26 protein-coding genes, 1 tRNA gene, 3 pseudogenes and 1 riboswitch are annotated in these 26,386 nt (G+C 72.0%); of the genes and pseudogenes, 10 read left to right on the top strand and 20 right to left on the bottom strand.

Annotation, left to right across the window (positions count from 1 at the left end; all coding sequences use genetic code 11):
• The first annotated feature begins 123 nt into the window (after positions 1–123).
• Both ABT041_RS20710 and ABT041_RS20705 read left to right on the top strand, forming a co-directional pair.
• Positions 124–258 (top strand): hypothetical protein, encoded by a 135-nt coding sequence (locus tag ABT041_RS20710; protein WP_351186426.1) that lies wholly within the window; start codon positions 124–126, stop codon positions 256–258.
• Between the two features lie 5 nt (positions 259–263).
• On the top strand, positions 264–785 hold the full coding sequence (locus ABT041_RS20705) for a hypothetical protein (protein ID WP_351186424.1): 522 nt from the start codon (positions 264–266) through the stop codon (positions 783–785).
• Positions 786–795: 10 nt separating this feature from the next.
• Here ABT041_RS20705 and ABT041_RS20700 read toward each other — a convergent pair whose 3' ends face one another.
• Complete coding sequence (locus ABT041_RS20700) at positions 796–1,974, bottom strand: MFS transporter (RefSeq protein WP_502976552.1); 1,179 nt, start codon at positions 1,972–1,974, stop codon at positions 796–798.
• Positions 1,971–2,561, bottom strand: coding sequence for a Chromate resistance protein ChrB (locus tag ABT041_RS20695; RefSeq protein ID WP_502976551.1), 591 nt, complete (start codon positions 2,559–2,561; stop codon positions 1,971–1,973). Before ABT041_RS20695 ends, ABT041_RS20700 begins: the two co-directional genes overlap by 4 nt.
• A gap of 116 nt (positions 2,562–2,677) precedes the next feature.
• On the opposite strand from ABT041_RS20695, the gene ABT041_RS20690 reads away from it, so the two are divergent.
• Together ABT041_RS20690 and ABT041_RS20685 are read left to right on the top strand one after the other, a co-directional pair.
• Positions 2,678–3,061: a nuclear transport factor 2 family protein gene (locus ABT041_RS20690; protein ID WP_351186420.1), complete on the top strand. Its 384-nt coding sequence runs from the start codon at positions 2,678–2,680 to the stop codon at positions 3,059–3,061.
• Between the two features lie 146 nt (positions 3,062–3,207).
• A complete protein-coding gene (locus tag ABT041_RS20685) occupies positions 3,208–3,504 on the top strand; it encodes a hypothetical protein (RefSeq protein ID WP_351186418.1) in 297 nt (98 codons plus the stop codon).
• Between the two features lie 167 nt (positions 3,505–3,671).
• Here ABT041_RS20685 and ABT041_RS20680 read toward each other — a convergent pair.
• Positions 3,672–3,745: transfer RNA gene (locus ABT041_RS20680), tRNA-Pro, on the bottom strand.
• Positions 3,746–4,327: 582 nt separating this feature from the next.
• Here ABT041_RS20680 and ABT041_RS20675 point away from each other — a divergent pair.
• Complete coding sequence (locus ABT041_RS20675; RefSeq protein WP_351186416.1) at positions 4,328–5,536, top strand: acyl-CoA dehydrogenase family protein; 1,209 nt, start codon at positions 4,328–4,330, stop codon at positions 5,534–5,536.
• A gap of 82 nt (positions 5,537–5,618) precedes the next feature.
• Here ABT041_RS20675 and ABT041_RS20670 read toward each other — a convergent pair whose 3' ends face one another.
• The 6 genes from ABT041_RS20670 to ABT041_RS20645 form a co-directional block, all read right to left on the bottom strand.
• Positions 5,619–6,191 carry a GAF domain-containing protein gene (locus tag ABT041_RS20670; protein WP_351186414.1) on the bottom strand — a complete coding sequence of 191 codons (573 nt, stop codon included), beginning with the start codon at positions 6,189–6,191 and terminating at the stop codon, positions 5,619–5,621.
• Positions 6,188–6,811 carry a GTP-binding protein gene (locus ABT041_RS20665; RefSeq protein ID WP_351186412.1) on the bottom strand — a complete coding sequence of 208 codons (624 nt, stop codon included), beginning with the start codon at positions 6,809–6,811 and terminating at the stop codon, positions 6,188–6,190. The genes ABT041_RS20670 and ABT041_RS20665 overlap by 4 nt, the downstream gene beginning before the upstream one ends.
• Positions 6,789–7,160, bottom strand: a complete 372-nt coding sequence (locus tag ABT041_RS20660) for a DUF742 domain-containing protein (RefSeq protein ID WP_093873136.1) — start codon at positions 7,158–7,160, stop codon at positions 6,789–6,791. Before ABT041_RS20660 ends, ABT041_RS20665 begins: the two co-directional genes overlap by 23 nt.
• A 2-nt stretch (positions 7,161–7,162) precedes the next feature.
• The gene (locus ABT041_RS20655) at positions 7,163–7,597 is read right to left on the bottom strand and encodes a roadblock/LC7 domain-containing protein (RefSeq protein WP_041132185.1); all 435 of its coding nucleotides are present in this window, start codon (positions 7,595–7,597) and stop codon (positions 7,163–7,165) included.
• A gap of 6 nt (positions 7,598–7,603) precedes the next feature.
• Positions 7,604–9,580 carry a sensor histidine kinase gene (locus ABT041_RS20650; RefSeq protein ID WP_351186409.1) on the bottom strand — a complete coding sequence of 659 codons (1,977 nt, stop codon included), beginning with the start codon at positions 9,578–9,580 and terminating at the stop codon, positions 7,604–7,606.
• Between the two features lie 614 nt (positions 9,581–10,194).
• A complete protein-coding gene (locus ABT041_RS20645) occupies positions 10,195–12,054 on the bottom strand; it encodes a serine/threonine-protein kinase (protein WP_351186407.1) in 1,860 nt (619 codons plus the stop codon).
• A 336-nt stretch (positions 12,055–12,390) separates the two neighbouring features.
• Here ABT041_RS20645 and ABT041_RS20640 point away from each other — a divergent pair, with 336 nt between their 5' ends.
• Positions 12,391–12,942, top strand: a complete 552-nt coding sequence (locus ABT041_RS20640) for a hypothetical protein (RefSeq protein WP_351186405.1) — start codon at positions 12,391–12,393, stop codon at positions 12,940–12,942.
• Between the two features lie 10 nt (positions 12,943–12,952).
• Here ABT041_RS20640 and ABT041_RS20635 read toward each other — a convergent pair.
• Both ABT041_RS20635 and ABT041_RS20630 read right to left on the bottom strand, forming a co-directional pair.
• A pseudogene (locus ABT041_RS20635) lies at positions 12,953–13,374 on the bottom strand (nucleoside deaminase).
• Positions 13,371–13,526, bottom strand: a pseudogene (locus tag ABT041_RS20630) (LLM class F420-dependent oxidoreductase); the annotation flags it as partial. The pseudogenes ABT041_RS20635 and ABT041_RS20630, both read right to left, overlap by 4 nt.
• Before the next feature lie 101 nt (positions 13,527–13,627).
• Here ABT041_RS20630 and ABT041_RS20625 point away from each other — a divergent pair.
• A pseudogene (locus ABT041_RS20625) lies at positions 13,628–14,146 on the top strand (HNH endonuclease); the annotation flags it as partial.
• Between the two features lie 87 nt (positions 14,147–14,233).
• Here the strand turns inward: ABT041_RS20625 and ABT041_RS20620 are convergent.
• Both ABT041_RS20620 and ABT041_RS20615 read right to left on the bottom strand, forming a co-directional pair.
• Positions 14,234–14,839, bottom strand: a complete 606-nt coding sequence (locus ABT041_RS20620) for a hypothetical protein (RefSeq protein WP_351186403.1) — start codon at positions 14,837–14,839, stop codon at positions 14,234–14,236.
• Positions 14,840–15,324: 485 nt separating this feature from the next.
• A complete protein-coding gene (locus tag ABT041_RS20615) occupies positions 15,325–16,524 on the bottom strand; it encodes an MBL fold metallo-hydrolase (protein ID WP_351186401.1) in 1,200 nt (399 codons plus the stop codon).
• A gap of 131 nt (positions 16,525–16,655) precedes the next feature.
• Between ABT041_RS20615 and ABT041_RS20610 the strand changes: the two genes are divergently transcribed.
• Together ABT041_RS20610 and ABT041_RS20605 are read left to right on the top strand one after the other, a co-directional pair.
• Positions 16,656–17,834, top strand: a complete 1,179-nt coding sequence (locus ABT041_RS20610; protein WP_351186399.1) for a Glu/Leu/Phe/Val dehydrogenase dimerization domain-containing protein — start codon at positions 16,656–16,658, stop codon at positions 17,832–17,834.
• A gap of 63 nt (positions 17,835–17,897) precedes the next feature.
• Positions 17,898–18,587: a TetR/AcrR family transcriptional regulator gene (locus ABT041_RS20605; protein WP_351186397.1), complete on the top strand. Its 690-nt coding sequence runs from the start codon at positions 17,898–17,900 to the stop codon at positions 18,585–18,587.
• A gap of 29 nt (positions 18,588–18,616) precedes the next feature.
• On the opposite strand, the gene ABT041_RS20600 is transcribed toward ABT041_RS20605, so the two are convergent.
• The 3 genes from ABT041_RS20600 to ABT041_RS20590 form a co-directional block, all read right to left on the bottom strand.
• Positions 18,617–19,387, bottom strand: coding sequence for an SIMPL domain-containing protein (locus ABT041_RS20600; protein ID WP_351186395.1), 771 nt, complete (start codon positions 19,385–19,387; stop codon positions 18,617–18,619).
• A 439-nt stretch (positions 19,388–19,826) separates the two neighbouring features.
• On the bottom strand, positions 19,827–20,618 hold the full coding sequence (locus ABT041_RS20595; protein WP_351186393.1) for an SGNH/GDSL hydrolase family protein: 792 nt from the start codon (positions 20,616–20,618) through the stop codon (positions 19,827–19,829).
• A 163-nt stretch (positions 20,619–20,781) separates the two neighbouring features.
• Entirely contained in the window at positions 20,782–21,720 is a 939-nt protein-coding gene (locus tag ABT041_RS20590; protein WP_351186391.1) for a M23 family metallopeptidase, read from the bottom strand.
• Positions 21,721–21,722: 2 nt separating this feature from the next.
• Positions 21,723–21,897: riboswitch (cyclic di-AMP (ydaO/yuaA leader) on the bottom strand.
• Positions 21,898–22,253: 356 nt separating this feature from the next.
• Between ABT041_RS20590 and ABT041_RS20585 the strand changes: the two genes are divergently transcribed.
• Positions 22,254–23,075 (top strand): tyrosine-protein phosphatase, encoded by an 822-nt coding sequence (locus tag ABT041_RS20585; RefSeq protein WP_351186389.1) that lies wholly within the window; start codon positions 22,254–22,256, stop codon positions 23,073–23,075.
• A 6-nt stretch (positions 23,076–23,081) separates the two neighbouring features.
• Here ABT041_RS20585 and ABT041_RS20580 read toward each other — a convergent pair whose 3' ends face one another.
• The 4 genes from ABT041_RS20580 to hpnH all read right to left on the bottom strand — a co-directional run bounded on the left by ABT041_RS20580 (position 23,082) and on the right by hpnH (position 26,383).
• Positions 23,082–23,237, bottom strand: coding sequence for a DUF6126 family protein (locus ABT041_RS20580; RefSeq protein WP_189803391.1), 156 nt, complete (start codon positions 23,235–23,237; stop codon positions 23,082–23,084).
• Positions 23,238–23,270: 33 nt separating this feature from the next.
• Positions 23,271–23,900, bottom strand: coding sequence for a helix-turn-helix domain-containing protein (locus tag ABT041_RS20575; protein WP_351186386.1), 630 nt, complete (start codon positions 23,898–23,900; stop codon positions 23,271–23,273).
• 75 nt (positions 23,901–23,975) lie between these two features.
• Complete coding sequence (locus ABT041_RS20570) at positions 23,976–25,361, bottom strand: aspartate aminotransferase family protein (protein ID WP_351186384.1); 1,386 nt, start codon at positions 25,359–25,361, stop codon at positions 23,976–23,978.
• Positions 25,358–26,383, bottom strand: a complete 1,026-nt coding sequence (gene hpnH / locus ABT041_RS20565; RefSeq protein WP_351186382.1) for an adenosyl-hopene transferase HpnH — start codon at positions 26,381–26,383, stop codon at positions 25,358–25,360. The genes ABT041_RS20570 and hpnH overlap by 4 nt, the downstream gene beginning before the upstream one ends.
• Between the last annotated feature and the right edge of the window lie 3 nt (positions 26,384–26,386).

Genomic DNA, 26,386 nt, shown 5'->3' with positions numbered 1-26,386 from the left:
ATCTACGGGACGCGGCGAGGGCGACACCATGACTTGACAGAGACACTCTGTATCGAAAAAGTGAACCGCGGCCCGCCACCGAATCGAACGACCGCTTCCTCCCCACACGCACAGGAGCCACCCATGTCCGACCGGACCCCTCCCCCGCACGCTCCCCGCCCACGGTGGGTGACCGCCCTCCTGGTCGGCTCCGCGGTCCTCGCCGTGGCCTTCCTCGCCCTGCACCTCGCGGGCGGCGGCATGCGAGGCCACGGTTGATGGCGATGTCGCCACGCGTGCGCAAGCTCTCCCTCACCGCCCATGTGACCGCCTCCGTGGGCTGGTTCGGCGCGGTCGCCGTCTTCCTCGCCCTCGCCGTCACCGGACTGACCGCGAAGGACGCCCTGACGGTGCGATCGGTGTACGTCACCATGGGCGTCACCGGCTGGTACGTCATGGTGCCGCTCTGCTTCGCCGCGCTGGCGACCGGCGTCGTGTCCTCGCTCGGCACGACCTGGGGCCTGCTGCGCCACTACTGGGTCACGGTCAAGCTCGCGATCACCGTCCTCGCGACCGGCGCGCTGCTCCTCCACATGCCGGCCATCAGCCACATCGCGGGCGCGGCGGCGGCGCCCGACTGGTCCGGCGACGCCTGGACCGGCCTGCGCACGCAGCTCGTCGTCCAGTCCGCCGCGGCCCTGATCGTGCTGGCCGGGGCGACGGCCCTGTCGACCTACAAGCCGCCGGGCCGGACCCGCTACGGACAGAGCAGGCAGCTCAGGGCCGCGAGCCCCGGCGCGTCATAGTTCCAGGCCCTCACCGAGCCGGCCGCCTCCGGGTCGCGAGGGCGAAGACCGGTCCCAGGGCGAGGAGCAGTGCGAGGGCCGCGTACCCGTGGTCGAGGCTCGTGGCGGTTGCCACCCCCGCGACGAGGAGGGGGCCGCCCGCGTCGCCGAGCTCCCGGCCGAGTTCGGCCGCGCCCATGGTCTGCCCCATGCGTTCCTCGGGTGTCGCCGCCGCGAGCGCGGCGAAGCCCAGCGGAGTGATCACACCGGTACCGGCACCGATCAGGACGGCGGCGGACAGGATTCCGTACAGGCCGGGCAGCAGGGCACAGCCGAGCCCCGCCGCCGTGACGAGGAGGCCGGCGACGAGTCCGGTACGGGTGGTCAGCCGCCCCTCGTCGAGCGCGCGGCCGGCACGGGGCTGGACGAGGGCAGCGGTGGCGGCGAGGACGGAGACGGCCGCGCCGGTGGCGACGGTGCCGAGCCCGGCGGCCGCGCCGGACACCGGGAGGAACCCGACGCCGACGGAGAGGGCCGCGGTCGCCGCGGCGAGCGCCGCGGTGGGGGCGAGGAAGGAGCGGTCGGCGAGCCGGCGCGCGAGATCGGCCAGGGTCTGCCGTGACTTGGGCAGCGGCGGTACGACGGGCACGGCGAGGGCGGCCCAGACCGCGACGGCCGCCGCGCACAGCGCCATCACCAGGAACAGCAGTCGCAGCCCGCCCGCCCACACGAGTGCGCCGCCGAGGAGCGGCCCGAGCGTGTAGCCGATGGACTTGTAGAAGCCGTAGCTGCCGAAGGCACGGCCGCGTCTCGCGGCCGGGTTCAGTCGGGCGACGAGCGCGGATGCGGAGGGCGAGAAGGCGGAGGCGGCCGCGCCCTGGCCGAGGCGGGCGGCCCACAGCCAGCCGGGGCTGTCGGCGAGTACGTACAGCGCGGACGCCACGGCGAAGGCGACGAGGCCGCCGAGCAGGACGGGCTTGGCGCCCACGCGGTCGGCGAGGGTGCCGAAGACGGGCTTGAGGACGACCTCGGCTCCGTCGTAGAGGGCGAGGAGCCCGCCGAGGACGAGCAGGGACGTGACGGCGCCCTCGGAGTAGCCGCCGAGATTGGCGGCGATTCCGTGGGCGCCGAAGGCGGTGGTGAACCCGGCCGCGTACAGCGGCCACATGGCCCGCCTGCCGGTCGGGGCGGATATCGCGGGCGTGGTCATCGGACGTCGTTCTCCACCGCGGCACCGGGGCCGCCGTGCAGGACTCCGAAGACGCGCTCGGCGTAGTCCTCGCAGACCTCGGTGCACCGGCGCAGCCGCTCGCGGGCCTCGGGTGCTTCCGGGGCACCGAAGACGTCGCGGGCGGTCAGGTCACGATGCCGGCGACGCAGCCGCTCCAGGCTCTGCTCCTCCTCCTCGAGCTCGGCCAGGGTGAACTTCGCGATCCGGATCTCCTTGGCGATCTCGTGCTCGAACTTGTCGCAGTCGGCCAGGAACTCCCGCCAGTCGTCGGACCGCGCGGCCGTGAACATCGCCCGCAGCCGCGTCTCGTCCTGCGCCCCGCGCCCGCTCGCGGCCAGCGTGACGGCCTCGCCCTCGGCGCGCTCGGTCAGCTCGACAGCGCGCCGGATCCCTTCGGCGAAGACGGGAACGTCGGGGACCGCCCACACCCCCTGCCCCAGCGACAGTGCGCCGACCTTGCGCAGCTCGCGCCAGACGGCGACCCGATGCCGGGACGGCTGGGCCGGCAGCCTGACGAGCAGCAGGAGCCAGTCCCTGCCCTCCTGGTTCACATCGGTCACACACACGAATGTAGCAGGCGTTACATGCGTACTGGTGACAGATATCCCGGTCGCGGAAAGCGATCGGACTCTGCCGACGCACTCACCGAGCCACCATCAGCGGCCGACCCTACGGTGGCCTCATGAGCGACCCCGAGAAGAACAAGGCCACGGCCAAGGCGTTCTACGACCTGATGTTCAACCAGTGCCGCCCCGCCGAGGCCATCGACCGGTACGCCGGCGACACCTACATCCAGCACAACCCGCACGTCGGCGACGGCAAGCAGGCGTTCATCGACTACTTCGAGCGCATGGCCGCCGAGTACCCCGGCAAGCACGTCGAGTTCAGACGTGCGTTCGCCGACGACGACCACGTCATCCTGCACTGCCGTCAGACCTGGCCCGGCGACGAGGACTACGCGGGGATCGACATCTTCCGCTTCGACACCGACGGCAGGATCGTCGAACACTGGGACGTCCTCCAGGTCGTCCCGCCCACGTCCAAGAACGACAACACCATGTTCTGAGCGGCGGCACGGACACGGGACCGTTGCGATGACGGAGGCCGTCCGTCAACTCCCTCCTCTATGGCGCCGGTTGGGCAGGAGAGCCCATCTGCCACACTTGCGCCGTGCGCGCCGCGGCTCGCGGCGCAGGGGGAAGGGATCTCAGTGTGGCCCGGTGGATTGTGCTGGCGATACCCGTCGACGGTGTCAGCGAGATGGATCGAGACGCACGAACGCTCGCGGAATTCGACGGCAGTGCGGAGGAAGCCGAATCCGCGCTGCTGAAGGAGGCGAGCACGTACGAGCACAAGCTCTGGAAGGTGCGACGGCGCGAGATCTTCAAGTGCTCCGACCGGTCCTACTTCCTCCGCATCCACGGCCGCCTGGCTACGTACGGACTCCTGCTCCAGCTCGCCGAGCTGGTCCACGACAGCGCGGAGCTCACGAGCAGGTCCCCCGCCTGAGGACGAGGATTCCGCGTACCGGCTGGACGTCGTCGGCACAGCTCCCGTGCCGACGGTGTGCTGCAGGGCGAGACTGCGGGGCTGCGGGGCTGCGGGGCTGCCGCGAAACGCGTCAGGGGCCGTTCCAGATTGCTCTGAAACGGCCCCTGAGCTGCGACTCTTTCGAGTCGGGACGACAGGATTTGAACCTGCGACCCCTTGACCCCCAGTCAAGTGCGCTACCAAGCTGCGCCACGTCCCGATACCCGTCTGACCTGGGGTTTCCCCTGGCCGAACGCGCATGAGAACAATACCGCACTTTCCCGGGTGGTCACGCACGCGTTTCCTGGGCGCCCCCGTGCAGCGATGCGCCGGGTGCGCCCGTTCACTCTCCGTGACGCGCCCCCGCGCCTTCGAGTGCGCCCGCGCGCCCGCTCCTTCGGCCCCTGAGCGGGGTCCGGGAGGTCGGAGGCCGGTGCGGCCTGGGCAGTAAAAGGGACGGAGAGGTTCCGGAATACCACCCTTCTGGGGAGGAAGGGGTTCATGTGGCGATACGGAGGTTCTCGTCGCCATATGCCATCCACGTCGTTGCCATCGGCATGTGGCAGAAAGATGACCATGGGGAAGGAGCCCGAAATCCGGCCGCCAGCGCCAAGACCACGCGAAACACAGTCAGATCCAATCGTCAACCGCTCCTGTTTCGGACAAACTTCGTGGCGATATTGATCCGTTCCGGAAAGATCAACACCATGAAGAGGTCGGCCTGTTCGGGACGGGACCACTGCCGATGCACCACCTGTTCGGACAACCCCGCCGAGCAGGCGTCTCGCAGGTGAGGACTCGGATGGACAACTACTTCAGCAGCCGACTGCATCATGAGCTCAGGGAAACCGTCCGCGAGTTCGCGGAGCGTGAGGTACGGCCCCGGATAGCCGAGATGGAGGCGTCCCGGACGGTCCACCACGAGCTGTCGCGCAAGATCGCCGAGCAGGGCTGGCTGGGCGCGACAATCAGCCAGGAGTACGGCGGTATGGGCGCCGGCCACCTGGCCAAGACGATCATCATCGAGGAGCTCTCCCGGGTCAGCGGCGCGATGGGCGCCATGGTCCAGGCCTCCCAGCTGGGCACCGCCAAGATCGTCCACTTCGGCAGCGACGAGCAGCGCAAGACCTGGCTCCCCGAGATAGCCGCCGGCGCCTGCCTGCCGACCATCGCGGTCACCGAGCCCGAGTCCGGCGGTCACGTCCTGGGCATGAGCGCCAGCGCGGTCCGGGACGGCGACGACTACATCCTCAACGGCCGCAAGGTCTACGTCGGCAACAGCCACGTCGGCGATCTGCACGGTGTCGTGGTCAGGACCGGTCCGGGATCGAAGGGACTCACCGCCTTCCTGGTCGAATCCGATCGCCCGGGTTTCAGGACCGGTCCCCAGCAGCCGGCCATGGGACTCCACGGCTTCAGCTTCGGCGAGCTGATCTTCGAGAACTGCCGGGTGCCCGCCTCCAACCGGCTCGGCGACGAGGGCGACGGCCTCGCCGTCGCGTACTCCTCCAGCGTGCTCTACGGCCGGGCCAACCTCACCGCCGTCTCGCTCGGCATCCACCAGGCGATCCTGGAGGAGACCACCCGCTTCGCCTCCGAGCGCATCCGCTACGGCAAGCCGCTCCACGACCTGCCCACGGTCAAGCTGAAGCTCGGGCAGATGCAGTCCCGGCTGATGACCGCCCGGCTGGCCGCGTACCACGCCGTGCACCTGCTGGACCAGGGTCTCTCCTGCGACACCGAGCTGATGAACGCCAAGCTCGTCAACGTCGAGTCGGCCATCGACTCCGGTCGCAACGCCATGGAGATCCACGCCGCCGCCGGCCTCTTCACGGACCGGGCCATCGAGCGGTACCTCAGGGACGCGCACCACATCTTCGCCCCGGCCGGCACCTCCGACGTCCAGCTCCTGCGGCTGGCCGAGGTCGCCCTCGGCCAGGACAAGGGCAGCTGGTCGGAGCGGCTGTCCGAGCTGGTCCGCACGCCGGAGCGGGAGCCGGCGCACGTCTGACCGAACCCACCCCCACGGGCCGGGAGCCCCGGTACGGCCGCTGCCGTACCGGGGCTCCCGGGCGAGTGCGAAGGGGTGACGGTCAGAACATGCCGTCCTCACGACGGTGGATCTGCTCCACGAGCTCCGCCGCCATCGCCTTGATCGTCTCCAGACCGGCCCGCCCCCACGGCCGTACGTCCGTGTCGACCACGCAGATGGTGCCGAGCGCGACGCCGGTACGGTCTATCAGCGGCGCCCCCATGTAGGAGCGGATGCCGATCTCGTCGACGACCGGGTTCCCCGCGAAGCGCGGGTAGTCGCAGACGTCCTCGAGGACGAGTGCCTTGCGCCGCACCACCACGTGCGGGCAGTAGCCGTGGTCGCGGGCCATGAAGCGGCCGACGCCGCCACCGCCCGCGGCGGCCGCGCCCAGGTCGCTGCCGGAGTGGGTGCCCTCGGGGGTGTGCAGACCCGCGAAGAACTGCCGGTTCTCGTCGATGAAGTTGACCATCGAGAACGGGGCGCCGGTCACCTCGGCGAGCCGGTGGGCGAAGTCGTCGAACGCCGGGTCCGGTCGCTCCCCGAGACCGAGTTCGCGCAGCCGCTGCACACGGGCGGGCGCGTCCTTGTCGATGGGGGTCAGCAGGAGGTGACCGGTCGGGTCGTAGGTCATGGCGTGGCTCCGTAGCTCGGCACGGTGTCCGGGATGGTGGTGAGCAGATGCTGGACGAGGGTCAGCAGGGTGCGGATGCCGGAGCTGGAGATCCGGGCGTCGCAGAGGACGACCGGCACCTCCGGCTTGAGGTCGAGGGCGGCCCGTACCTCGTCCGGTTCGTAGCGGTAGGCGCCGTCGAACTCGTTGACGGCCACGATGAACTGGATCCCCCGCCGTTCGAAGAAGTCCACGGCGGAGAAGCACTCCTGGAGCCTACGGGTGTCGGCCAGGACGACCGCACCGAGCGCACCCTCGGAGAGCTCGTCCCACATGAACCAGAAGCGCTCCTGGCCGGGGGTGCCGAAGAGGTACAGGACGTGGCGGTCGTCGAGCGTGATGCGGCCGAAGTCCATGGCGACGGTGGTCGTCGTCTTGGACTCCACGCCCTCCAGGCTGTCGGTGGCCGCGCTGACCGAGGTGAGCAGCTCCTCGGTGCTCAGCGGTTCGATCTCGCTGACCGCGCCCACGAGAGTCGTCTTGCCCACGCCGAATCCGCCCGCCACCAGGATCTTGAGCGCGGTGGGGAAGGGGTCGGTCGCGAAACTGTCGTGGCGCTCAGAGCCGTTGTCGTAGGCCATCGAGCACTGCCTCCAGCAAGGAACGGTCGGTGGGATTGGCGTGGAAGCGGGGCGCGCGGGCGGTCAGCGCCCCGCAGTCCACGAGGTCGGACAGCAGGACCTTGGTGACGACGGCCGGAAGCCGTAAGTGCGCCGCGATCTCGGCCACCGAGGTGGGTCCGTCGCACAGCCCGAGGGCCAGGCTGTGCTCGGGACCCATGTGCGCCTGGGGGCTCGATCCGGTCGCCATCACCATGGACAGCAGGTCCAGTGCGGTGGTGGGTTTGGTCCGGCCGCCGCTCACGGTGTACGGGCGGATCAGCCGCCCGGCCGCGTCGTCGAGCCAGGGCCCTTCCTGATGAGACGTCACGTCTACTGCCCGAGGCCGCCCACCGCGCCGGCGGCCTGCCGGGCGGGGGTGACCAGGTAGGGCCGGACGCTCTTGACGAGCATCGCCATCTCGTAGCCGAGGACGGCGGCGTCCGCCTCGCGGCCGGCGAGGACGGCCAGGCAGGTGCCGGAGCCCGCGGTGGAGACGAACAGGAGGGTGGAGTCGAGCTCCACGACCACCTGGCGGACCTCGCCGCCGTCGCCGAACCGGGCGCCGGCGCTGCGGCCGAGCGAGTAGAGCCCGGAGGCGAGGGCCGCCATGTGGTCGGCGGCGTCGGGGTCGAGGCCGTGGACGGATTTCACGAGACCGTCGGAGGAGAGCAGGACGGCGTTGCGGGTGTACGGGACCCGCTGGACCAGGCCGCTGAGCAGCCAGTCGAGGTCCGAGGAATGGCCGGTCGGCACATTGCTCGCCATGGTGATCTACTCCTTGTGCGCGTCGCCGGGACGCAGCGATTCATGGGGGGCGGGCTGGGATTCGGCGAGGCCGATGCCGCGCTGGAACGCGGCCATCAGGCCCGGGTCGTGCAGGGCGTGCTCCTCGGTCTTGCGGGTCACGGGCTCGTCCCGCAGCTGCGGGACGATGTGCTCCTGTGCGCGCCTCTTGGGGAGCAGGGGCCGGCCGTCGTCCTCGGCACGGGGGGCCGGGGGGAGCGGCGAGAGCAGGTGGTCCGGCGGGCCGTTGTGTTCGGCTCCGGCCGGCTGGGCCGGTATCGCGGGGGCGGGACCGGGGTTTCCGTACCCGCTCGACTGCGCGCCCGTACGGAGGTACGGGTGCGAGCCGGGCAGGGGGGCCTCCTCGTGACGGGCGGCGGCCCGCTCCGGGGAGGGTGAGGGTACGGCCTGCGGTACGGGGGTGCCGGCGGCCGTTCCGCCGGGGGCGGCCTGCGCGGGTGCCTGCGGAAGGCCGGAGACGTGGCCCTGGGCGTGCGCCGCGACCGGGGCCGGTGCCTGGCTCGGCGCGGGGGCCGGAGCCTGGGCCGGGACGTGGCCGGGGGCCTGCGCCGGGGCGTGGCCCGGAGTCTGCGCCGGGGCCGCCGTGGGGGCGGTGGCCGCGGGCTGGCTCTGGGGCTGGATCTGCACCTGGCCGGGCGGGATCGCCGCGGAGCCGGCGGTCGCGGCGGTCTGGCGCTCGTGCTGGGCGAGGCCCTCGGGGTCGGAGCCGAGGAGGCCCTGCGGCAGCACGAGAACGGCCTGGACGCCGCCGTAGATGTTGGACTGGAGGCGTACGGCGATGCCGTGGCGGCGGGCGAGCGCCGAGACGACGAAGAGGCCGATGCGGCCGTCCTGGAGCAGATGCGCGACGTTGACCTGGTCGGGATCGGCGAGCAGGGCGTTCATCTTGTTCTGCTCGGTGACGGGCATGCCCAGGCCCCGGTCCTCGACCTCGATCGCGAGGCCGGCCGTGACGTACTGGGCGCGCAGCAGCACCGTGGTGTGCGGCGCGGAGAACAGCGTCGCGTTCTCGACGAGCTCGGCGAGGAGGTGGATGACGTCGGCCACGGCATGGCCCCGGAGCGTACCGTCGATCGGGGGTACGAGCTTCACGCGCGGGTACTGCTCGACCTCGGCGATGGAGGAGCGCAGCACCTCGGTCATGGTGACCGGGTTCGACCACTGGCGGCGCGAGATGGCACCGCCGAGCACGGCGAGGTTCTCGGCGTGGCGGCGGATGCGGGTGGCCAGGTGGTCGACGTGGAACAGGCCCTTGAGCAGCTCCGGGTCCTCGACCTCGTTCTCCAGCTCGTCGAGGAGCTGGATCTCGCGGTGGACCAGGGACTGCAGGCGCCGGGCGAGGTTGACGAAGACCTCGACCTTCTGTTCGTTTCCGACGCTGCTGGAGAGCCGGGAGGCCTGCACGACGGCCGCGACGGCCGCCTCGTGAGACCGCGTCAGCTCCTGGGACAGCAGATCGAACTCGTCGCCGGGGGCGGGTGCGGCAGGCTGCGCGGGGCGGGGCGGGGGGCCTTCGCCCCTGCGCAACTGTTCGACGACCGCACGGAGTTCGCTCTGCCCGCGGGCGCTGGTGCGGCGCAGGGAGTTGCAGCGGTCGAGGACGGACTTGGCCGCCCGGTCCGCACCGAGCGCGGCGGCGGTCACGGAGGCCACGGTGAGGGCGGCGGCTCCGGTGAGCGCGGCCCAGAGGCCGGGCGTGGGGCTGGCGCCCGTGGAGCGGATGGTGAAGAGGACGGCCGCCGCCCCGCCGAGGGCCACCGCGACGGCGGGGAGCACGGAGGTGCGCAGGAGTTGGGGGCGTATGCGGGCTTCCGTGGGAAGCGGCGCGGAGGCCTGCGCCGGGGGGTTGCTGTGGGTACCGGTGGCGGAGCGGGCGCCTGGCCGGCCGTGCCGCCCGCCCTCGCGTCGATCGGACCGCGAGGCGGGTGCGCGAAGTTGAGACATGAGTGTCCTTGGTACGTGCCCAGGAATCGGCGTACTGCGGGGGTGTGCTGCAGGGGGTCTACGGGGGAGGTGTTCTACAGACGTGCGAGGAGCCTAGCGATGATCATCAGCCACACACTGTAGTCGTCAACCGTTCATGTGCGGTGCGCAGTTGACAAACTTACCCGTAGAGCGGGCCGGTCTGGTATCGCCCCTCGTGCGACAGGCCGAGAATGATCGGCCGAAAGTCGATGCCGCGGCCTGAAGGGGGCTCCCGCGGGCGGGAACGGAAGAGGGCGGAGGCGCCTTCGCGCCACCGCCCTCCCCGGAAACCGCCCTGGACCGGAATCCCCCGCAGGAGGCGCGTCCGGGCCCCCCTTGCGGGGACGAGGACGGCCGGGACTCCACCCCGACCCGCGTGTGTACGGCTCCGAGGGCCGCCCTCCGCCACGCGTGTCCGCGACGACTCCGGCGGCCGCACCCGCAGGTGGCTGGTAACCGTCGGTGAGAGCGGAGGGCTCCACCTCGGTCACGGCGCCCGACCCCGGGTCCGTCGCTCGTGCACGGTCACCCCTCCGGGCGCGGACCACCTCGTCGGCCACCGGCCGGATAGCGGCGAGTGGCGGACAGGGCTCTCAGCAGCGGGCGAGCGTTCCGCTGTCCAGAGTGGACTTGTCGCCGAACACCCAGCCTTCGGTCTCCGTTCCCGCGATGCGGGCGTAGATCCACTTGTTGGCATGCGCGTTGGTGATGTAGCAGTGGTAGTAGACCTTCGTACCGGAGTCGAGCGCGGTCACCCAGGAGCACTCCGCGTACGGCCCGGTGTAGAGGTGGGTGTTCTGGGACGCGTGGCCGTAGCCGTCGCTGCGGTTCGAGTGGGCCCAGCCGGTGCACGCCGTCGACACCGGGGTGGGCTCCTTCACCGTGGCACTGGGCGTCGCCTTCGTCGAGGCCGAGGGGCTGCCGGACGGCTTGTCGCCTCCGCCGCCGGGCGACGCCGACGTGGGGCCCGCCGACGGGTCCTCGCCCTTCTTCGAGGGCGGGCCGGACGGCGTCTCGCCAGGGGCGGCGGAGGCCGTCTCGCCGGGGCGCAGGGACGTCAGGTCCCCCGGGGAGGTCGGACCGTCGGTCGTCCCTCCCGCGCCGGGCATGCCACCGCCGGTGGAGGTGCTCGCGGTGGGCAGCGCCGTGTCGGAGCCGCCGTCGCTCTGCGCGCCCCGCATGTCCATCAGCGCGTAGGCGGCTCCGCCGCAGACGAGGACGGTCGCGGCCGCCACCGCGGCGATCGTACGGGTGCGGCGGCGGGCCCGTACCGACGTGGCGCGGGTCTCGGAACGGCTGTTCCCACCGGCCGGAGCACCGGGCACCATGCCCGGCTGCGCGGCACCCGCCGGTGGCGGCGGCTGCGGGGCGGCGTACGCACCGGGCGGGAGGTGCGGAGCGGCCGACTGCGAGGCCGGCGGGGAGTACGGGGCGGCAGGCTGCGGGGCCGGCGAGGGGTACGGCGCGGCAGGCTGCGGGGCCGGCGGGGAGTACGGCGCGGCGGACTGCGAGGCCGGCGGGGAGTACGGCGTGGCCTGGGCGGGGCCGAAGCCCGGCGGAGCGGCGGGATGGGGCGCCGGGGGCGCCGCGAGCTCCGTGGTGCCGCCCGCGGCGACCGCCTCCAGCATCTCGCGCGCCTGACCGGCGTCGGGCCGCTGCAGCGGGTCCTTGGCCATCAGGGCCCGCAGCACCGGGGTGAGCGGTCCGGCGCGCCGGGGCTCCGGCAGGGGTTCGCCGACGATCGCCGCGAGCGTGGACCAGACCGAGGTACGGCGGAACGGCGCAGCACCCTCCACCGCCGCGTACAGCGTCATGCCGAGCGCCCAGATGTCCGACGCGGCACCCGGCACCTGGCCCTGGGCACGCTCCGGCGGCAGATAGTCGAGCGATCCGACGATCTGCCCGCTCTGGGTCAGTTTGGCGAGGGCCTCGTCGCCCGCGGTCTCCATGCTGGCGATGCCGAAGTCGGTGAGCACGACCCGGCCGCCGGGCTCCAGGAGTACGTTGCCGGGCTTGACGTCCCGGTGGAGGACTCCGGCCCGGTGGGCCGCGTCGAGCGCGTCCATCAGCTTCGCGCCGATCGCGGCCGCCTCGCGCGGATCCAGTGCGCCGCGCTGCGCCAGTACGTCGTCGAGGGAGGGCCCTTCGACCAGCTCCATGACGATGACCGGCAGCCCCTGCTCCTCGACGACGTCGTGCACGGTCACGACACCGCTGTGCCGGATGCGGGCGGCGGCCTGCGCCTCCCGCTGCATCCGGACCCGCAGGTCGGCCAGTTCGGCCGGGGAGGCGTCGGTGTAGGCCCGCAGGACCTTGACGGCGACCTCGCGGTTCAGCAACTGGTCCACTGCCCGGGCGACCACGCCCATTCCACCGCGGCCGATCATCGCGGTGACGCGGTACCGACCGCCGAGAACCTCGCCGACCAGATCCGCGCCGTTTGCCCCCGTCACCTGTCACATCCCGTTCGTCGCACTGTTCGAAACACGCCATGTGGCGGGCACCAGGGTAGGGGTTCGCGCATGTGCGAGTGCGCACGGCCCGGCTCTCCGGGCCGCTCGCGCGACCCAACGGCCGTGGTCACCACGACATCTCATCCGAGATCAGGACACCCGAGCACTCGCCTCTGCAAGCACGCGACGGGCACGCGCACGTCGGACCGGCCGAAGTCGCACGGCGGTGCGGGGGCTCGGCGCGTCACGGTCCGGCGAAGCGACCTCATACTGTCCGACGAGTACCGCCGGCCGCCGGCGCCTCATCCGTCCACCACCGACCCGGGAGTCACCACGTTGTACCGGATACGTCCGGCCCGGCTCGCCGGTCTGCTGCTGTCGACCGCACTCGCCGCGGGCGGGCTGACGGGCTGCTCGTACCTCTCCCCGTTCACAAGCTGCGAGGGGACCGGGAGCCGGGCCGAGGGCCTGGAATCACTGGCCATCCTCGACTCCAGGCCCGCGAAGGCGACCGTCCCCCGGGGGCTCGAAGAGGTCGCGTCCGGCTGCGTCGACGACAGTGGCGACGCCTGGCTGTCCGCCTACCGCACGTACGCCTTCCCCGGCAGCAGGACCGAGGTGCTCCGGTACTACCGGACGGCGGCGGAACACGACGGCTGGCACTGGGAACAGGACCCCTGGCAGCCGCACGTGCCCGAGGAGACGGCGGGACTGTGCTTCACCAAGGGCGAGGACGGCGAAGCCATGATGCTGACGGTCTCCTTCATGACCGCCCGGGATCTCGAGTTCGAGGGTTACGGGCCCGGTCCCGAGTTCGCCTCCGGATCGGCCTTCCGCATCGAAGCGGGCTCGGAGGCCGACGGCGCCAGGACGGGCTGCTGGGACTAGGGGCGCCGGGTCAGCGCTCGTAGTACGTCTCGATCGGGGCGCGGGCCTCCTCGTACAGGGCCGGCCCGTCCTGGACGACGGCGGGCCAGGCGCCCGACTCCGGCTTGAGCGCCACGAGTTGGGCGGTGGACAGCGCGTGGACGACCCGGCCGAACGATGGCGCCCGCGCACATGCCGCAGGGCTCGCAGCTGGTGTACAGGGTGGTGCGGGCGGGCGTCCGCGTCGAGTTCACGGGCCGCCCAGCGGGCCAGTTTCAGCTCGGGGTGGGCGGTGATGTCCTCGTCGCGCCGCACGGTGTTGTGGGCCTCGGCGAGGATCGTGCCGTCCGGCCCGGCCAGCAGGGAGCCGTACGGGGCGTCGCCCAGGGTGACGGCGTGCGCGGCGATCTCGACGGCGCGCCGCAGGAGCTTCTCGTCGGCGGGGGTGATCACGGTGCTGTCCTCCGGTGGTCGGCCACGGCGGCGAGGGTCTTCCAGGCGGCGTGCGGCCGGCGGGTCTCCTCGGGGTCGCCGTGGTAGGGGTCGAGTACGACGGTTTCGGCGCGGAGACGCGCCAGCTGGTCGAGGTCGTCCTGGATCTGTTCTCAATCAACTCTCCACCGGAAACCACAGCCGCTCTACCTACGGCTCCCTCTCCACAGCCCGGACGGAGACTGCTTCGGCGGTGCCGGTCGCCGCGGCGACCATGCCGGCGTCGTCAGGCGCCCTGAGCCCGACAGTGGACGAGCCGCTCCTGGACGACCAACGGGATTCCCCGACCGACCCTCCCGGCGAGGACCTCGACGCGGTCCCGATCGGCCAGAGCGACGAGGGAGCACCTGAAGTCTCGCGGGCCGCGGTCCCTCCGCAGGCATCTGGTGAGGGCGGTCAGCGGGCGTTGCCCTCGGCCCGGCATCCCCTCGGCGGACCCCGGACGGAGGTCCCGGCTCTCCGCCGCGCGTTGGTCCGTTCGCTGGAGGCGGTCGAGGAATCCGGGCCCAGCCGTACCGAGCAGACGATCCAGCGCCTCAAGCGTCGTCCGGATGCGCGCAAGGCCGTCCTGGTCCGTTGCGGAGGTCGCTGCGAGAACCCAGGCTGCGGCGGACAGCCGGAGGACGTCACCGACAGCGGCCGGCCGATCCTGGAAGTGGATCACATCGTCGAGTTGGCGGCCGGAGGCCGCGACCACCCCGAGCAGATGGTCGCCCTGTGCCCCGACTGCCACGCCGTCAAGACGCGCGGCCGCTCCCGGGAGTCGCTGTGGCGGCACTGGAGAGGACCGGCCGCCCAGCGCAGCCGGTCCCCGGCGTTGCTAGTAGTGCGTGAGGACGAAGTTGTACCCCTGGGCGTAGTGCGAACCGCCGGAGGGGCAGACGCCGTCCGTGGGGTAGCCCCAGTAGTACATCGAGTAGCACTTGGAGCAGAAGCGCCACTTGTCCTGGGCCGTCGCCGACGGGGGGATGTCGTGGTTGAGGACGAAGTTGTACCCCTGTGCGTAATGCGAACCGCCGGAGGGGCAGACGCCGTTCGTGGGGTAGCCCCAGTAGAACATCGAGAAGCACTTGTTGCAGAAGCGCCACTTGTCCTGGGCGGTAGCCGATGGCGGCACGTCGTACGGGAGGATGAAGTTGTACCCCTGGGCGTAGTGCGAGCCGCCCGCCGGGCAGACGCCGTCCGTGGGGTAGCCCCAGTAGTACAGGGCGAAGCACTTGTTGCAGAAGCGCCACTTGTCCTGGAGGGACTGGATCCCCGTCGAGTCGGCGGCGGCCGGGGTCGCGAACGCGCCGGCGGTGACCGCGGCTCCGGCGAGGCCGGCCGTGACGCCGAGTGCCCGGGTGAGGAATGACCGTCGGTCCGGCGAGGGTCTTGCAGAACCGCCGTCGCCTTCGGCTGAACCGGCTAAACCGGCTGAACGCATGTTGGAACCTCTCCTTCGGTTTCGGTGGAACGCGTTGCCGATGTGGAGTGTCGTGGTTCTCGCGCCGGGAGAGCGTCCCAGTCGCCGGTTTTCACCGTCAAGACCCGGTCGGGCCCGTTATGCGGCCGCTCCCGTTCCGGTCGGGCGGCGCCACCGGCGGGGGCCTGCCGGCAGCCCGGTCGTGGCCCGCGTGACGTACGGCGTCCTCGAGGAATCCGATCGCCCCGGAAGTCGACGCCCCTCATCGGCGACGCGTGTCGATTCGCTTGCGCCGACGCGGAACGGCCGCTCCACCCGGGAGTACCGGATGGAGCGGCCGTCGTCCGCCGGCGCCTCGGTCACTAAGCCGGGGTCTCCCGGAGGGGGACCGTCACGATGGGACCAGGCGGTGGCGCGTCAGCGCAGCGCCGGAGCGTCCCGGGGCTCCTCACACCGGCCCTCCCGCGACCACTCCTGGCAGAGGCGGTGAGCCTGCTCAGGAGATGTCACCTCTCGCCCGCGAGGTCGAGATCACCACTGCGCTTCCCGGTCTCGATCTCGGGACGCCGGGGGCGGCGCCACGGGCGCGGGATCGGGAGGGAGACCGCCCGCCACCACGGCTCCCCCGGCAGCTTCCCCGCCGGTTCGAAGGGCTCGCCGGGGTGCGGGAAGGCCACCGCCTGGCCGGCCTCCTCGGCCGCGTCCCTCGTCCACTCGCCCGGTTCCGCCCACGCGTGCGGCGCCAGGCTGAAGGTGCCCCAGTGGATCGGCAGCAGCACCCCGCCGGGCGCGCCTCCCTGGAGGTCGAGGTGGGTCTGGACGCCCTCGGCCGGCGTCATGTGGATGTCCGTCCAGAACTCCGAGTACGCACCGATCTGGATCATGGTGACGTCGAAGGGGCCGTGGGCGGCGCCGATGTCCTTGAAGCCGGAGAAGTAGCCGGTGTCGCCGCTGTGGAAGATCCGGTGTTCCGGTCCCCGCACGACCCAGGACGCCCAGAGCGTGTGCTGCTTGTTGCGCAGGCCCCGCCCGCAGAAGTGCCGGGCCGGGGTGGCCGTGAGCCGCAGGTCGCCGACCTCGGTGGACTCGTTCCAGTCCAGCTCGCGCAGGCGCGAGGCGGGCACGCCCCAGTGCTCCAGGTGCGCGCCGACGCCGAGCGGCACCGCGAAGAGCGTGTCCGTGCCGGCCAGTGCCTTGATCGTCGGCAGGTCGAGGTGGTCGTAGTGGTCGTGCGAGATCACGACGACGTCGACCGGGCCGAGCTCGGCCAGCGGCACCGGCGCGGGGTGGAGCCGCTTGGGACCAGCGAAGGGGAACGGGGAGCAGCGGTCGCCCCAGACCGGGTCGAAGAGGACCCGGTGGCCGTCGATCTCCGCGAGGATCCCGGAGTGTCCCATCCAGGTCAGGCGCAGACCGGTGGCCGGCGGCCGGGCCAGGTCGGCCAGGGTGGTCGGGTGGACGGGGATCGCGCCGGTGGGGGCTCGGCGCGCGCGTCCCTCCTTCTCGAAGTAGACCTTGGCGAAATCGATGCTCGACCCGGAGGGGCCGCGTCGCGCCGGTTCGGGGTTCTGGAAGATCCCGTCCGCGAAGTTCGGCGAGCGGCGGATCCGGGCGAGGCGCGCGCCCGTGGGTTCCGCGCCGAAGGACTCGGGGCGCAGCGCGCGCAGCCGGGCCCGCGGCGAACGGTCGGAGCCGGTACCGGTCACAGGACCTCCTGATCTCTGGGGGTCGTTCCATTATGGGCGGCCCGCGGCGGAGACGGCCGGGCGGTCGGTCATACTGAATCGCCGTTCAGTACGGATCACCCGGCCGGCCCTCACCTCCTTGGAGCTCCGCGATGCCTCCTTCTCCCCTTCTGTCCGTCTCCTGGACCGATCACGTGACCGGGCGCCGGGGCCATCTGGTGGTCGACCGGCTGGTACGCGGGGTGGCCAGCGGCGGCCTGCGGATGCGGGAGGGCTGCACGGCGGAGGAGGTCGCCGGGCTCGCCCGCGGCATGACCATGAAGGAGGCCCTGCACTACGACCCCTCCGCCCGGTACGTGCCGCTGGGCGGCGCCAAGGGCGGCATCGACTGCGACCCCCGCTCCCCCGAGGCGTACGGCGTGCTCGTGCGCTACCTGTGCGCGATGCGGCCGTACGTCGAGCGGTTCTGGACCACCGGGGAGGACCTCGGGCTCACCCAGGACCTGGTGGACCGCGCCGTGGCCGAGGCCGGGCTCGTCTCCTCGGTGCAGGCGGTGTTCCCGCTCCTGGAGGACGAGGCGGAGGCCCGGAAGCGGCTCGCCGACGCGTTCGCGATCGAGGTGGACGGCATCGGGCTCGACGAGCTGGTCGGCGGTCTCGGGGTCGCCGAGTCCGTGCTCGTCGCGCTCGACCGGGCCGGGCGGGCGTACGAGGGGACCCGGGTGTCCGTGCAGGGCCTCGGCACCATGGGCGGGGCGACCGCCCGCTTCCTCGCCCGGGCCGGTCTGCGCGTGGTGGCCGTCGCCGACGTCCGGGGCACGATCGTGAACCCCGACGGCCTCGACGTCGAGTCGCTGCTCGCCGCCCGGGACGGGCACGGGGCCGTCGACCGTTCCGTACTGCGGCCCGGTGACCGCGAGGAGGCCGGCGACGCCTGGCTGTCGGCCGACGCCGAGGTCCTCGTGCCGGCGGCCGTCTCGTACGCGATCGACGGCGCGAACCAGGACCGGATCACCGCCCGCTGGATCGCCGAGGCGGCGAACATGCCGGTCCTGCCCGAGGCCGAGGAGGCGCTCGCCGCGCGCGGGGTGACCGTGCTGCCGGACGTGGTCGTCAACTCGTGCACCAACGCCTGGTGGTGGTGGACGCTCTTCGGCGACATCGAGGCCGACGCGGACCAGGCCTTCGCGCGGGTACGGGGCGCGATGCGGGCCCTCGTCGGCGGAATGCTCGACCGGGCCGACGCGGACGGCGTCAGCCCGCGCGCCGCGGCGCACGCGCTGGTGGACGAGCGGCTGCCGGTCATCGCCGAACGCTACGGCTGGTACTGACCCGGCACGCGCCACGACCGTTGGCGATCATGCTCTTGTCATGTGCTGTGTAGGCTGCACCGCGTGGCGAGAGTGCGGTTGAGCGTGGCCGAGCGGCGTGACGAACTGCTGAGGGCCGCCGTCGAGCAGATCGAGGCGCGCGGCGTCGCGGCCGTCCGGATCTCCGACGTGGCCTCCGCCCTCGGGGTGAGCAACGCGCTCGTGCTCTACCACTTCTCCTCGAAGGAACAGCTGGTCGCCGCGGCCTTCGCGCACGCCGCCGAGGCCGACCTCGCCCAGCTGCGGCAGCTGCTCGGACGGCGCTCCACGGCGGTGCGGCGTCTGCGGGCCGCGGTCCGCTGGTACGCGCCCACCGGCCAGGCCAAGGGCTGGCGGCTGTGGATCGAGGGCTGGGCGGTCTCGCTGCGCGACCCGGAGCTGCGCCGGGTCGCCGCCTCCCTCGACCGGGAGTGGAAGGCGGCGCTGGCCCGGGTGATCGAGGAGGGGGCGGCCGCCGGGGAGTTCCGCTGCGCGGATCCGGTCGCGGCGGCCTGGCGGCTCACCGCCTTCCTCGACGGCCTCGCCGTGCAGACGACGGCCTACGTGGGCTCGCTCTCCCGCACCGCGATGCTCCGCTGGGCGGACGAGGCCCTGGCCCGGGAGCTGGGTCTCCCGGCCGACGCCCCGCTGACGGCGGGCGGGGAGGCGGCAACCGAAGGGTCCCCGGGGCCTGGACACGACGAGGCCACGGAAGGCGGGGACCCCGCGCGCTGAGGTGCGCCCGTGGTCGCCCGACGGGCCGGTCAGATCAGTTCGTAGACCGCCGAGACCGTGACCTGCTCCTCGATCTCGCCGGGCGCCAGCGGCACGGTCGGTTCGTCCACCGGCATGGTGGGGGCCGCTCCCGGGCCGGGGCGGACCGACTCGCCCTCGCTCAGGGAGACCAGCCGGCCGAGCCGGTGGCCGCTGAGCCGGGCGTGCTGGGAGGCCTTGTCGTACGCGTCCCGGTAGGCGGCCTCACGGGCCTTCGTCCGCAGCGCCGAGGGGTCGGCGACGTCGAAGACGACGCCGTTGACCCGGACCGCGTTGCCGGTTGCCTCGTTGACGGCGCCGATGACCTGGCCGGTCCGGTCGAGGTCGCGGACCTTCACCGAGAAGGACTGACCCGCCTGATAGCCCGTCACCTTGCTGTCCCCGGCGGTGTTCTGGGTGTAGACCGGGGCCAGTGAGAGGTTGTCGGTGCGGATGTCCCGGTCGGCGATCCCCTGCTTGTGCAGGACGTCGAGGAGCGCCTCGGCCGCGGTGGTCTGCGCCGACATCGCCTCCTTCGCCGTCGGGCGGGTGGCCTCGACCCCGACGGACACGATCGCCAGGTCGGGCGCGGCGGACGCGCGGCCGTTGCCCGTGACGGTGACCGTGGCCGTGGCCGGGTCCGTGGCGGCGGTGCGGAGGGAGGTCCGCTCGGGCGCGGCGGCCAGGGCGGGGGCAGCCGTGCCGGCGAGGAGGCCGCCGAGCACGGCGGTGGCGGCGAGCAGACGGGCGGTACGGGCGGCACTGGGCCGGCGGATCGTCACAGGCGGTCCCTTCGGGGGGCGGGTGCCGGGGCTCCGGCGGGCACATCCCAGCACCCGGCGCCGCCGCGTCCCGCGCGCCACTCCTGACCGGCCGCCCCCTTCACCTCTCCGCACCAACCGCGCCGGGGCCGGGACCCCGGGGGCACGAGCCGGGGAACCCGTACGCCGGCCCGCACCGCGCCGCCCGAATCCCCGCGCCCGCCCGTTCGCCGTCCGCCGCTCGTGCACCGCGCCGCCCGAATCCCCGCGCCCGCCCGTTCGCCGTCCGCCGCTCGTGCACCGCGCCGCCCGAATCCCCGCGCCCGCCCCCTCGGCGCCCACCGCCCGTGGACCCTGCCGCCTGCACCCCCGCGACCGCCCCTCAGCCGTCCGCCGGCCGCCGACCGTCCGCCGCCGAGCCGCCCCCTCGGCGTTGCCGCCCGCGTCGCCGTACCGCCCCCTACAGCGGCATGAGGTCGGGGCGCTTCGCCTCGACGTGGTCGCCGGAACTCTCGCCGCGCAGCCGGCGCCCGATCCACGGCACCAGGTACTCCCTGGCCCAGTGGATGTCGTCGCGGCGCACCTCGAGCGTGCCGCGCGGCGGGACCGGCGGCCAGGGCTGGTCGGGGTCGGCGGGCACGGGCATGCCGAGGACCTGGGCGGCGCGCAGGGCGACGCGGGTGTGCCCCTCGGGCGAGAGGTGCAGCCGGTCGTCGTCCCAGGCGCGCCGGTCCTGGACGGACTTGAGCGACCACAGGTCGAGGACCGGGCAGTCGTAGCGGTCGGCGATGGCCCGGACGTGACCGTTGTACGTGGCGATCTTGCCGCGCAGGTGCTTGAGCAGGGTCACGCCGCGGGTGTCGAAGCCGGTGGTCACCATGACGGTGCCGACCGCGGAGGTCAGATCGGCGACGGCGCGCTCGAAGCGCTCGGCCACGTCGTCCGGGTCCGTCCCGGGGCGGATGATGTCGTTGCCGCCCGCGCAGAAGGTCACCAGGTCGGGGGCGAGTTCCTTCGCCCGGGGGACCTGTTCCGCCACGATCTGGTCGAGAAGGCGCCCGCGTACGGCCAGGTTGGCGTAGCGGAAGTCGTTCTCCGGCAGCTGGTCGGCGAGCAGGACCGCGAAGCGGTCCGCCCAGCCGACGTACGTCCCGTCGGGCCCGGGGTCTCCGACGCCCTCGGTGAAGCTGTCACCGATCGCCGCGTACGACCCGAATGCGTTCTTGTCTGTTGATCTCGAATCGTCTGCCACGGGAGCACATCCTTCCCCTTCGGATGTGACCTACGCGACCGTAAGGAGGGGTTGACGGCGGGTGACATATGCCACCGATAAAGATTCCGCCAAGCCGGAATACGCCGGAGGCCCGGCACGTGCGTGCCGGACCTCCTGACGTCGAAAGCGTGCTGACATGATGTCAGATGCTGACGCCGTGCGACCGCAGGGCGGCCAGCGGGTCGATGTCGGAGCCGTACTCCGGCCCGGTGCGCATCTCGAAGTGCAGGTGCGGGCCGGTGACGTTGCCGGTCGCGCCGGAGAGGCCGATCTGCTGTCCGCCGGTGACGGTCTGGCCGGCGGAGACGGAGATGGAGGAGAGGTGGGCGTACTGCGAGAAGGTGCCGTCGGCGTGCTGGATGACGACCTGGTTGCCGTACGCGCCGCCGTCGCCGGCGGAGTAGACGGTGCCGGGGCCGACCGCGACGACGGTGGTGCCGGTGGAGGCGATGAAGTCGACGCCGGTGTGGTAGCCGGAGGACCACATGGAGCCCGAGGCGCGGTACGGGGTGGAGATGCCGCCGTTGACGGGGACGACCCAGCCGGAGGACGAGGTCGTGCCGGTCGAGGCGGAGGACGACGAAGAGGAGGAGGTGGTGGCGGCCGGGGCCGAGGAGCGCTCGCTGCTGCGGGAGGCGCGCGGGGTGTCGCCGTTCTTGCCGGAGCCCTGCGTGCTCTTGTGCGTGGCCTTCGCGTGGGCCTTCGCGGTGCTCTTGCCGCCGAGGGTGAGCTTCATGCCGGGCAGGATCAGCGAGGGGTTCTCGCCGATGACCTGGCGGTTGTCCTTGTAGAGCTTCTGCCAGCCGCCCGCGAGGTGGTGCTCGGCGGCGATCTTCGACAGGTAGTCGCCGCGGACCACGGAGTACGTCTTCGGCGCGGCCTTCGCCTGGGCGGCGGGGGCGGTCTTCACCTGGGCGACGGCCTGGGCGGGAGCGGCGGCGGGGGCGGCCTGCTCGGCGGCGTGGGCGCCGGTGGCTCCGAGGAGCGGGAGGGCGACGACGGCGCCGCCGGTGCCGGCGGCGGCGATACCACGGGTCAGGCGGTTGGCCTTGGGGCGGCGGTGCTTACCCTTCGCGGGCATGGCGAATTCCTCTCCGTCGCCTGCGAGGTGAGCTGTCGGGTTCGGACTGGAGATGTCCGGTCGCGTTCTCACACGACTTCACCCCTAGCCGTCCTTCTTCGAGGGATCGGCGTACTTACCTGGGTCCCCCGCTCCTGCCTCGTACGGGTGAGTGCGGATTCCGGGCGGTGGCAGGATTCGGCGGTCCGACCGGAGTGAGCGCGACGCTAGACGAGGGGGGTCGGCGTGAACAAGCCACGATTTTCAAGGATTCGCGGATCTCTTGATATTCGGCCGGAATTCCGGTCACCCTCCGTGGATGACGCTCCCTCGATCTCCTTTTCCCCGGGGGTATTTGGAAAAGACGATCAGGCACGGTCCGTCACGGTTATGACGCTGCTCACGCGCCGTTCCCCATCTCCCCTACAACCGGGGCGGGTTACCCCTAACGCCTCAATACGGACAGATCACCCATTCCCGTCCGAGGGGGTGCGTGTTCCCGCCCCCACCCGAGATGATTGCCCCAGGAACCGATCTACAGAACAGGAGCAGCCGTGACGCAGCAGCTGCCGCAGACCCCGCCCGCCGGAGCCGACGAGCCCGAGCTGACGGAGGTCCGCAACTTCCGGGACGTGGGCGGCCTGCCGACGACGGACGGGCGCGCGGTCCGCCCCGGCCGCCTCTTCCGCAGCGGCCACCTCGCGCACGCGACGGAGGAGGACGCCGCCTTCCTCGCCTCGCTGGGCCTGCACACCGTCTTCGACTTCCGCAACGACGCGGACCGGAGGATCGAGGGCGCGGACGTCGAGCTGCCCGGCGTGCGGAACGTGAACATACCGCTCAACGACCCGGCCGACGGCAAGGAGTTCTGGCGGCTGGTGCGCGAGGGCGAGATCGCGCAGCTGCGGGAGATCCTCGGCGACGGCAAGGCCGCCGCCCGGATGTCCGATTCGTACCGCAAGAACGTGCTTGAGCGGACCGAGGAGCACAGCCGGCTCCTGCACTCCATGGCGGACGAGAGCGTCCCGGCCCTGCTGCACTGCGCGGCGGGCAAGGACCGGGCCGGGGTCGCCATCGCGATCACCCTGCTCGCGGTCGGGGTCGAGCGGGAGGCCATCGAGGCGGACTACGTGAAGTCGAACGCCCCGCACCGCCGCTACAAGGTGCGCCGCAGCTCCACCTCCCCGGACGCGATGTCGCCCGAGGTGATGGAGCTGCTCAGCCCGCTCTTCGACGCGCGGGTGGAGTATCTGCGGGCCGCCTTCGACACGATCGAGACGACCTGGGGCTCGGTGGACGCCTACCTCTCCGAGGGCCTGAAGCTGGCCCCGGAGACCCGCGAGCGGCTGCGGGAGCGGTTCCTCACCGAGGCGTAGCCCCGGCTACTGGTTCTGCCCGCCCAGCATGAAGAGCAGGTAGAGGAAGCCGGCGAAGAGGTGGCCGGCGATCAGGTAGGCGAAGAGGCGGAGCACGAGCCCCTTGGGGAACTTGCCTTCACCGCGCTCCTCGCCGGTGACCGGTACGGACTTCTCGGACATGTCGGTCCTTTCCTGAGGAATCGTCATGGAACGTCAGCGCCGGTGCGGGGTCCCGTCGCCGAGGCACAGCTCGGCGACGGGGCTCTGCATCAGGGTGTGGACGAAGAGCAGCTCGGCCCCACCGGGGGTGGCGGCGCCGATCCGGTGCGGGGTGAGCGAGTCGAAGTGCGCACTGTCCCCGGGGTCGAGGACGTGGACGACCTCGCCGAGCGCGAGCCGCACCCGCCCCTCCAGGACGTGGATCCACTCCTCGCCGGGGTGGACCCGCACGATGTCGGCCCGGGTGGCGTACGGCACGTGGACCCGCAGGCACTGCAGGGCGCGCCCGGCGCCGCCCGCCTGGCGGTAGATCCAGCCGTCGGCCTCGACGGGTTCGGAGCGGTCGGCCCGGACGACCGGATCACGCTCGGGGGGCGTCTCGCCGAGGAGCTCGGAGACCGTCGTACCGTAGATACGGGACAGGGCGAGCAGCATCGGCAGCGAGGGCTGCCGGTTCCCGGTCTCCAGGCGCGACAGGTGCGCCGGGGAGAGGCCGGCCCGCTGGGCGGCGGCCTCCAGGGTGAGTCCCCGGCGGCGGCGCAGGGCCCGCAGCTGGGGGGCGACGTCGGGCAGGACGCCGACGGTGGCGGGGTCCGGGGAGGTCTCCCCGGGGACGTGGTCCATGCGTCCATTCCGCCAGGATCGTGCCTCTGAGGCAACTTTATTGCCTCAGAGGCAAAACCCCGGGACCCGATCCGGTCAGCGCTGCGCGACCGCCTGCTTGACCAGCGTCTTTCCGAAGTCCCACATCAGCCCGCCACCGCCGTGGGCGTCGTCCATGACGGCGGTGAAGGCGGTGACGAACCGGTCCACGTCCGCCTCGTCGATGACCAGCGGCGGGATCAGCTTGATCACCTCCAGATGGTCCCCGGAGACCTGCGTGAGGATCCGGTGCCGCTGGAGCAGCGGGACGACGACCATCTGGGCGAAGAGGCCCTTGCGGGCCGCCTGGAGCATCGTCCAGCGCCCGCGCAGCCCGAGCGAGGAGGGCCGCCCGAACTCGATCCCGATCATCAGGCCGCGCCCGCGGATCTCGTGCAGCAGCTCGTACCGCGGCACGAGCTCCTTCAGCCGGTCCGAGAGCAGCTCGCCGATCCGGCGCGCGTGCGCGACGGTGCCCTCGTCCTCCATGACGGAGAGGACGGCGAGCCCCGCGGCCATGGCCTGGGCGTTCGACCCGAAGCTCGCCGAGTGGACCAGGACCCGGTCCATCGACGAGTAGACCTTCTTGAAGATCCAGTCCTTGCCGAGGGTGGCGCCGACCGGCACATAGCCGCCGGAGAGCGCCTTGGCGACGCAGACCAGGTCCGGCTCGACTCCCTCCTCGTGCTGGTACGCGTAGAAGTCGCCGGTCCGGCCGAGGCCCGTCTGCACCTCGTCGGCGATGAGCAGCGCCCCGTGCCGGTGAAGGAGCTCCTGGGCGCCCCGGAGGAAGCCCGGGGGCGCCTCGTGGACGCCCTTGCCCTGGATGGGCTCGACGACGAAGGCGGCCACGTCGCCCTTCCGCAGCTCCCGCTCCAGGGCGCCGAGGTCGCCCAGCGGGATCGCCGTGTCCGGGAGGAGCGGGTCGAAGCCCTCCCGGAAGCCCTGCTCGCCGTTGACGGAGAGGGAGCCGGTGGTGAGCCCGTGGAAGGCGTGGTGGCAGTAGAGGATCCTCGGCCGCCCGGTGGCGTACCGGGCGAACTTGAGGGCGGTCTCCACGGCCTCGGTGCCGCTGTTGCCGAAGAAGACCCGGTCAAGGTGCGGGCTGTGGGCGAGCAGCTTCTCGGCGAGGAGGCCGGGCAGCGGCTGGCAGTCGAAGCGGGTGAGGTCGGCGAGCTGGGCGTCCAGGACGTCGTGGAGGGCCTTGCGGACGACGGGGTGGTGCCGTCCGAGGCCCATCACGCCGAAGCCGGCGAGCATGTCGAGGTGGTCGACGCCGTCGGCGTCCCAGAAGTGGGCGCCCTCGGCCCGCTCGTACACCTTGTCGAAGCCGATGGTGTGCAGCATCCGGGGCAGCTGGTGGTTGAGGTACCTGGCGTGCAGCTCGTACCGCTCCGCGCCGCGCTCGGAGAGCAGCGCCCGCAGGTCGAACCCGCCGGTCATGACGTGCTGTTCCCGGAGACGGTCTCCCGGACGGCGCGCAGGGACTCCTTGAGGGAGCCCATGGTGGCGAGGACGGCAGTGGGCTCGTAGCCGCAGTGCGCCATGCAGTTGGCGCAGCGCGGGTCCTTGCCCCGGCCGTACTTGTCCCAGTCGGTGTCCTCGACGAGTTCGCGGTACGTGGGGACGTATCCGTCGCTCATCAGATAGCAGGGGCGCTGCCAGCCGAAGAGCGAGTAGTTGGGAATGGCCCAGGCGGTGCAGGGGAAGTCCGCCTTTCCTTCCAGGAAATCCAGGAAGAGCGGCGAGTGGTTGAGCCGCCAGCGGCGCCGGTTACCGCCCGCGAAGGCCTTCTTGAAGAGTTCGCGGGTCTGCTCGACGCCGAGGAAGTGCTCCTGGTCGGGGGCCTTCTCGTAGGCGTAGGCGGGCGAGATCATCATTTCGTCGACCTGGAGGTCGTCGTTGAGGAAATTGAGCACCTCGATGATGGTCTGCGGGGTGTCGGTGTTGAAGAAGGTCGAATTGGTGGTGACCCGGAAGCCGCGCCGCTTGGCCTCCTTGATGGCCGCCACCGCCTCGTCGAACACGCCCTCCTTGGCGACGGACTCGTCGTGCCGCTCGCGCAGCCCGTCGATGTGGACGGCGAAGGCGAAGTACGGGGAGGGGGTGAACTTCTCCAGCTTCTTGCGCAGCAGCAGGGCGTTGGTGCAGAGGAAGACGTACTTACGCCTGGCCACCAACTGGCGCACGATCTCGTCGATCTGAGGGTGCATCAGGGGCTCGCCGCCCGCGATGGACACCATGGGGGCGCCGGACTCCAGGACCGCGCCGACCGCCTGGGCGACCGGCATGCGCTGCTTGAGGACACCCGCCGGGTGCTGGATCTTCCCGCAGCCCTCGCACTTGAGGTTGCAGGCGTAGAGCGGCTCCAGCTCGACGATCAACGGGAACTTGTCCCGCTTGCGGAGCTTCTGTTCGAAGAGGTAGGTCCCGACCCGGATGGACTGACGGAGCGGCATGGCCATAAC

The sequence above is a fragment of the Streptomyces sp. NPDC002825 genome (genome assembly GCF_040295385.1).
Lineage (GTDB): Bacteria > Actinomycetota > Actinomycetes > Streptomycetales > Streptomycetaceae > Streptomyces.
The sequence above is the reverse complement of the archived record's forward strand: the minus strand, read 5'-3'. Positions and strand labels throughout refer to the sequence as shown.

Bases quoted from the DNA above. Each gene is read 5' to 3' on its own strand.
- ABT041_RS20580 (WP_189803391.1), bottom strand. From the start codon at position 23,237: ATGTCCGAGAAGTCCGTACCGGTCACCGGCGAGGAGCGCGGTGAAGGC.
- ABT041_RS20710 (WP_351186426.1), top strand. From the start codon at position 124: ATGTCCGACCGGACCCCTCCCCCGCACGCTCCCCGCCCACGGTGGGTG.
- ABT041_RS20570 (WP_351186384.1), bottom strand. From the start codon at position 25,361: ATGACCGGCGGGTTCGACCTGCGGGCGCTGCTCTCCGAGCGCGGCGCG.
- ABT041_RS20620 (WP_351186403.1), bottom strand. From the start codon at position 14,839: ATGCGTTCAGCCGGTTTAGCCGGTTCAGCCGAAGGCGACGGCGGTTCT.
- ABT041_RS20705 (WP_351186424.1), top strand. From the start codon at position 264: ATGTCGCCACGCGTGCGCAAGCTCTCCCTCACCGCCCATGTGACCGCC.
- hpnH (WP_351186382.1), bottom strand. From the start codon at position 26,383: ATGGCCATGCCGCTCCGTCAGTCCATCCGGGTCGGGACCTACCTCTTC.
- ABT041_RS20655 (WP_041132185.1), bottom strand. From the start codon at position 7,597: ATGGCGAGCAATGTGCCGACCGGCCATTCCTCGGACCTCGACTGGCTG.
- ABT041_RS20575 (WP_351186386.1), bottom strand. From the start codon at position 23,900: ATGGACCACGTCCCCGGGGAGACCTCCCCGGACCCCGCCACCGTCGGC.
- ABT041_RS20590 (WP_351186391.1), bottom strand. From the start codon at position 21,720: ATGCCCGCGAAGGGTAAGCACCGCCGCCCCAAGGCCAACCGCCTGACC.
- ABT041_RS20665 (WP_351186412.1), bottom strand. From the start codon at position 6,811: ATGGCCTACGACAACGGCTCTGAGCGCCACGACAGTTTCGCGACCGAC.
- ABT041_RS20670 (WP_351186414.1), bottom strand. From the start codon at position 6,191: ATGACCTACGACCCGACCGGTCACCTCCTGCTGACCCCCATCGACAAG.
- ABT041_RS20690 (WP_351186420.1), top strand. From the start codon at position 2,678: ATGAGCGACCCCGAGAAGAACAAGGCCACGGCCAAGGCGTTCTACGAC.
- ABT041_RS20700 (WP_502976552.1), bottom strand. From the start codon at position 1,974: ATGACCACGCCCGCGATATCCGCCCCGACCGGCAGGCGGGCCATGTGG.
- ABT041_RS20610 (WP_351186399.1), top strand. From the start codon at position 16,656: ATGCCTCCTTCTCCCCTTCTGTCCGTCTCCTGGACCGATCACGTGACC.
- ABT041_RS20675 (WP_351186416.1), top strand. From the start codon at position 4,328: ATGGACAACTACTTCAGCAGCCGACTGCATCATGAGCTCAGGGAAACC.
- ABT041_RS20650 (WP_351186409.1), bottom strand. From the start codon at position 9,580: ATGTCTCAACTTCGCGCACCCGCCTCGCGGTCCGATCGACGCGAGGGC.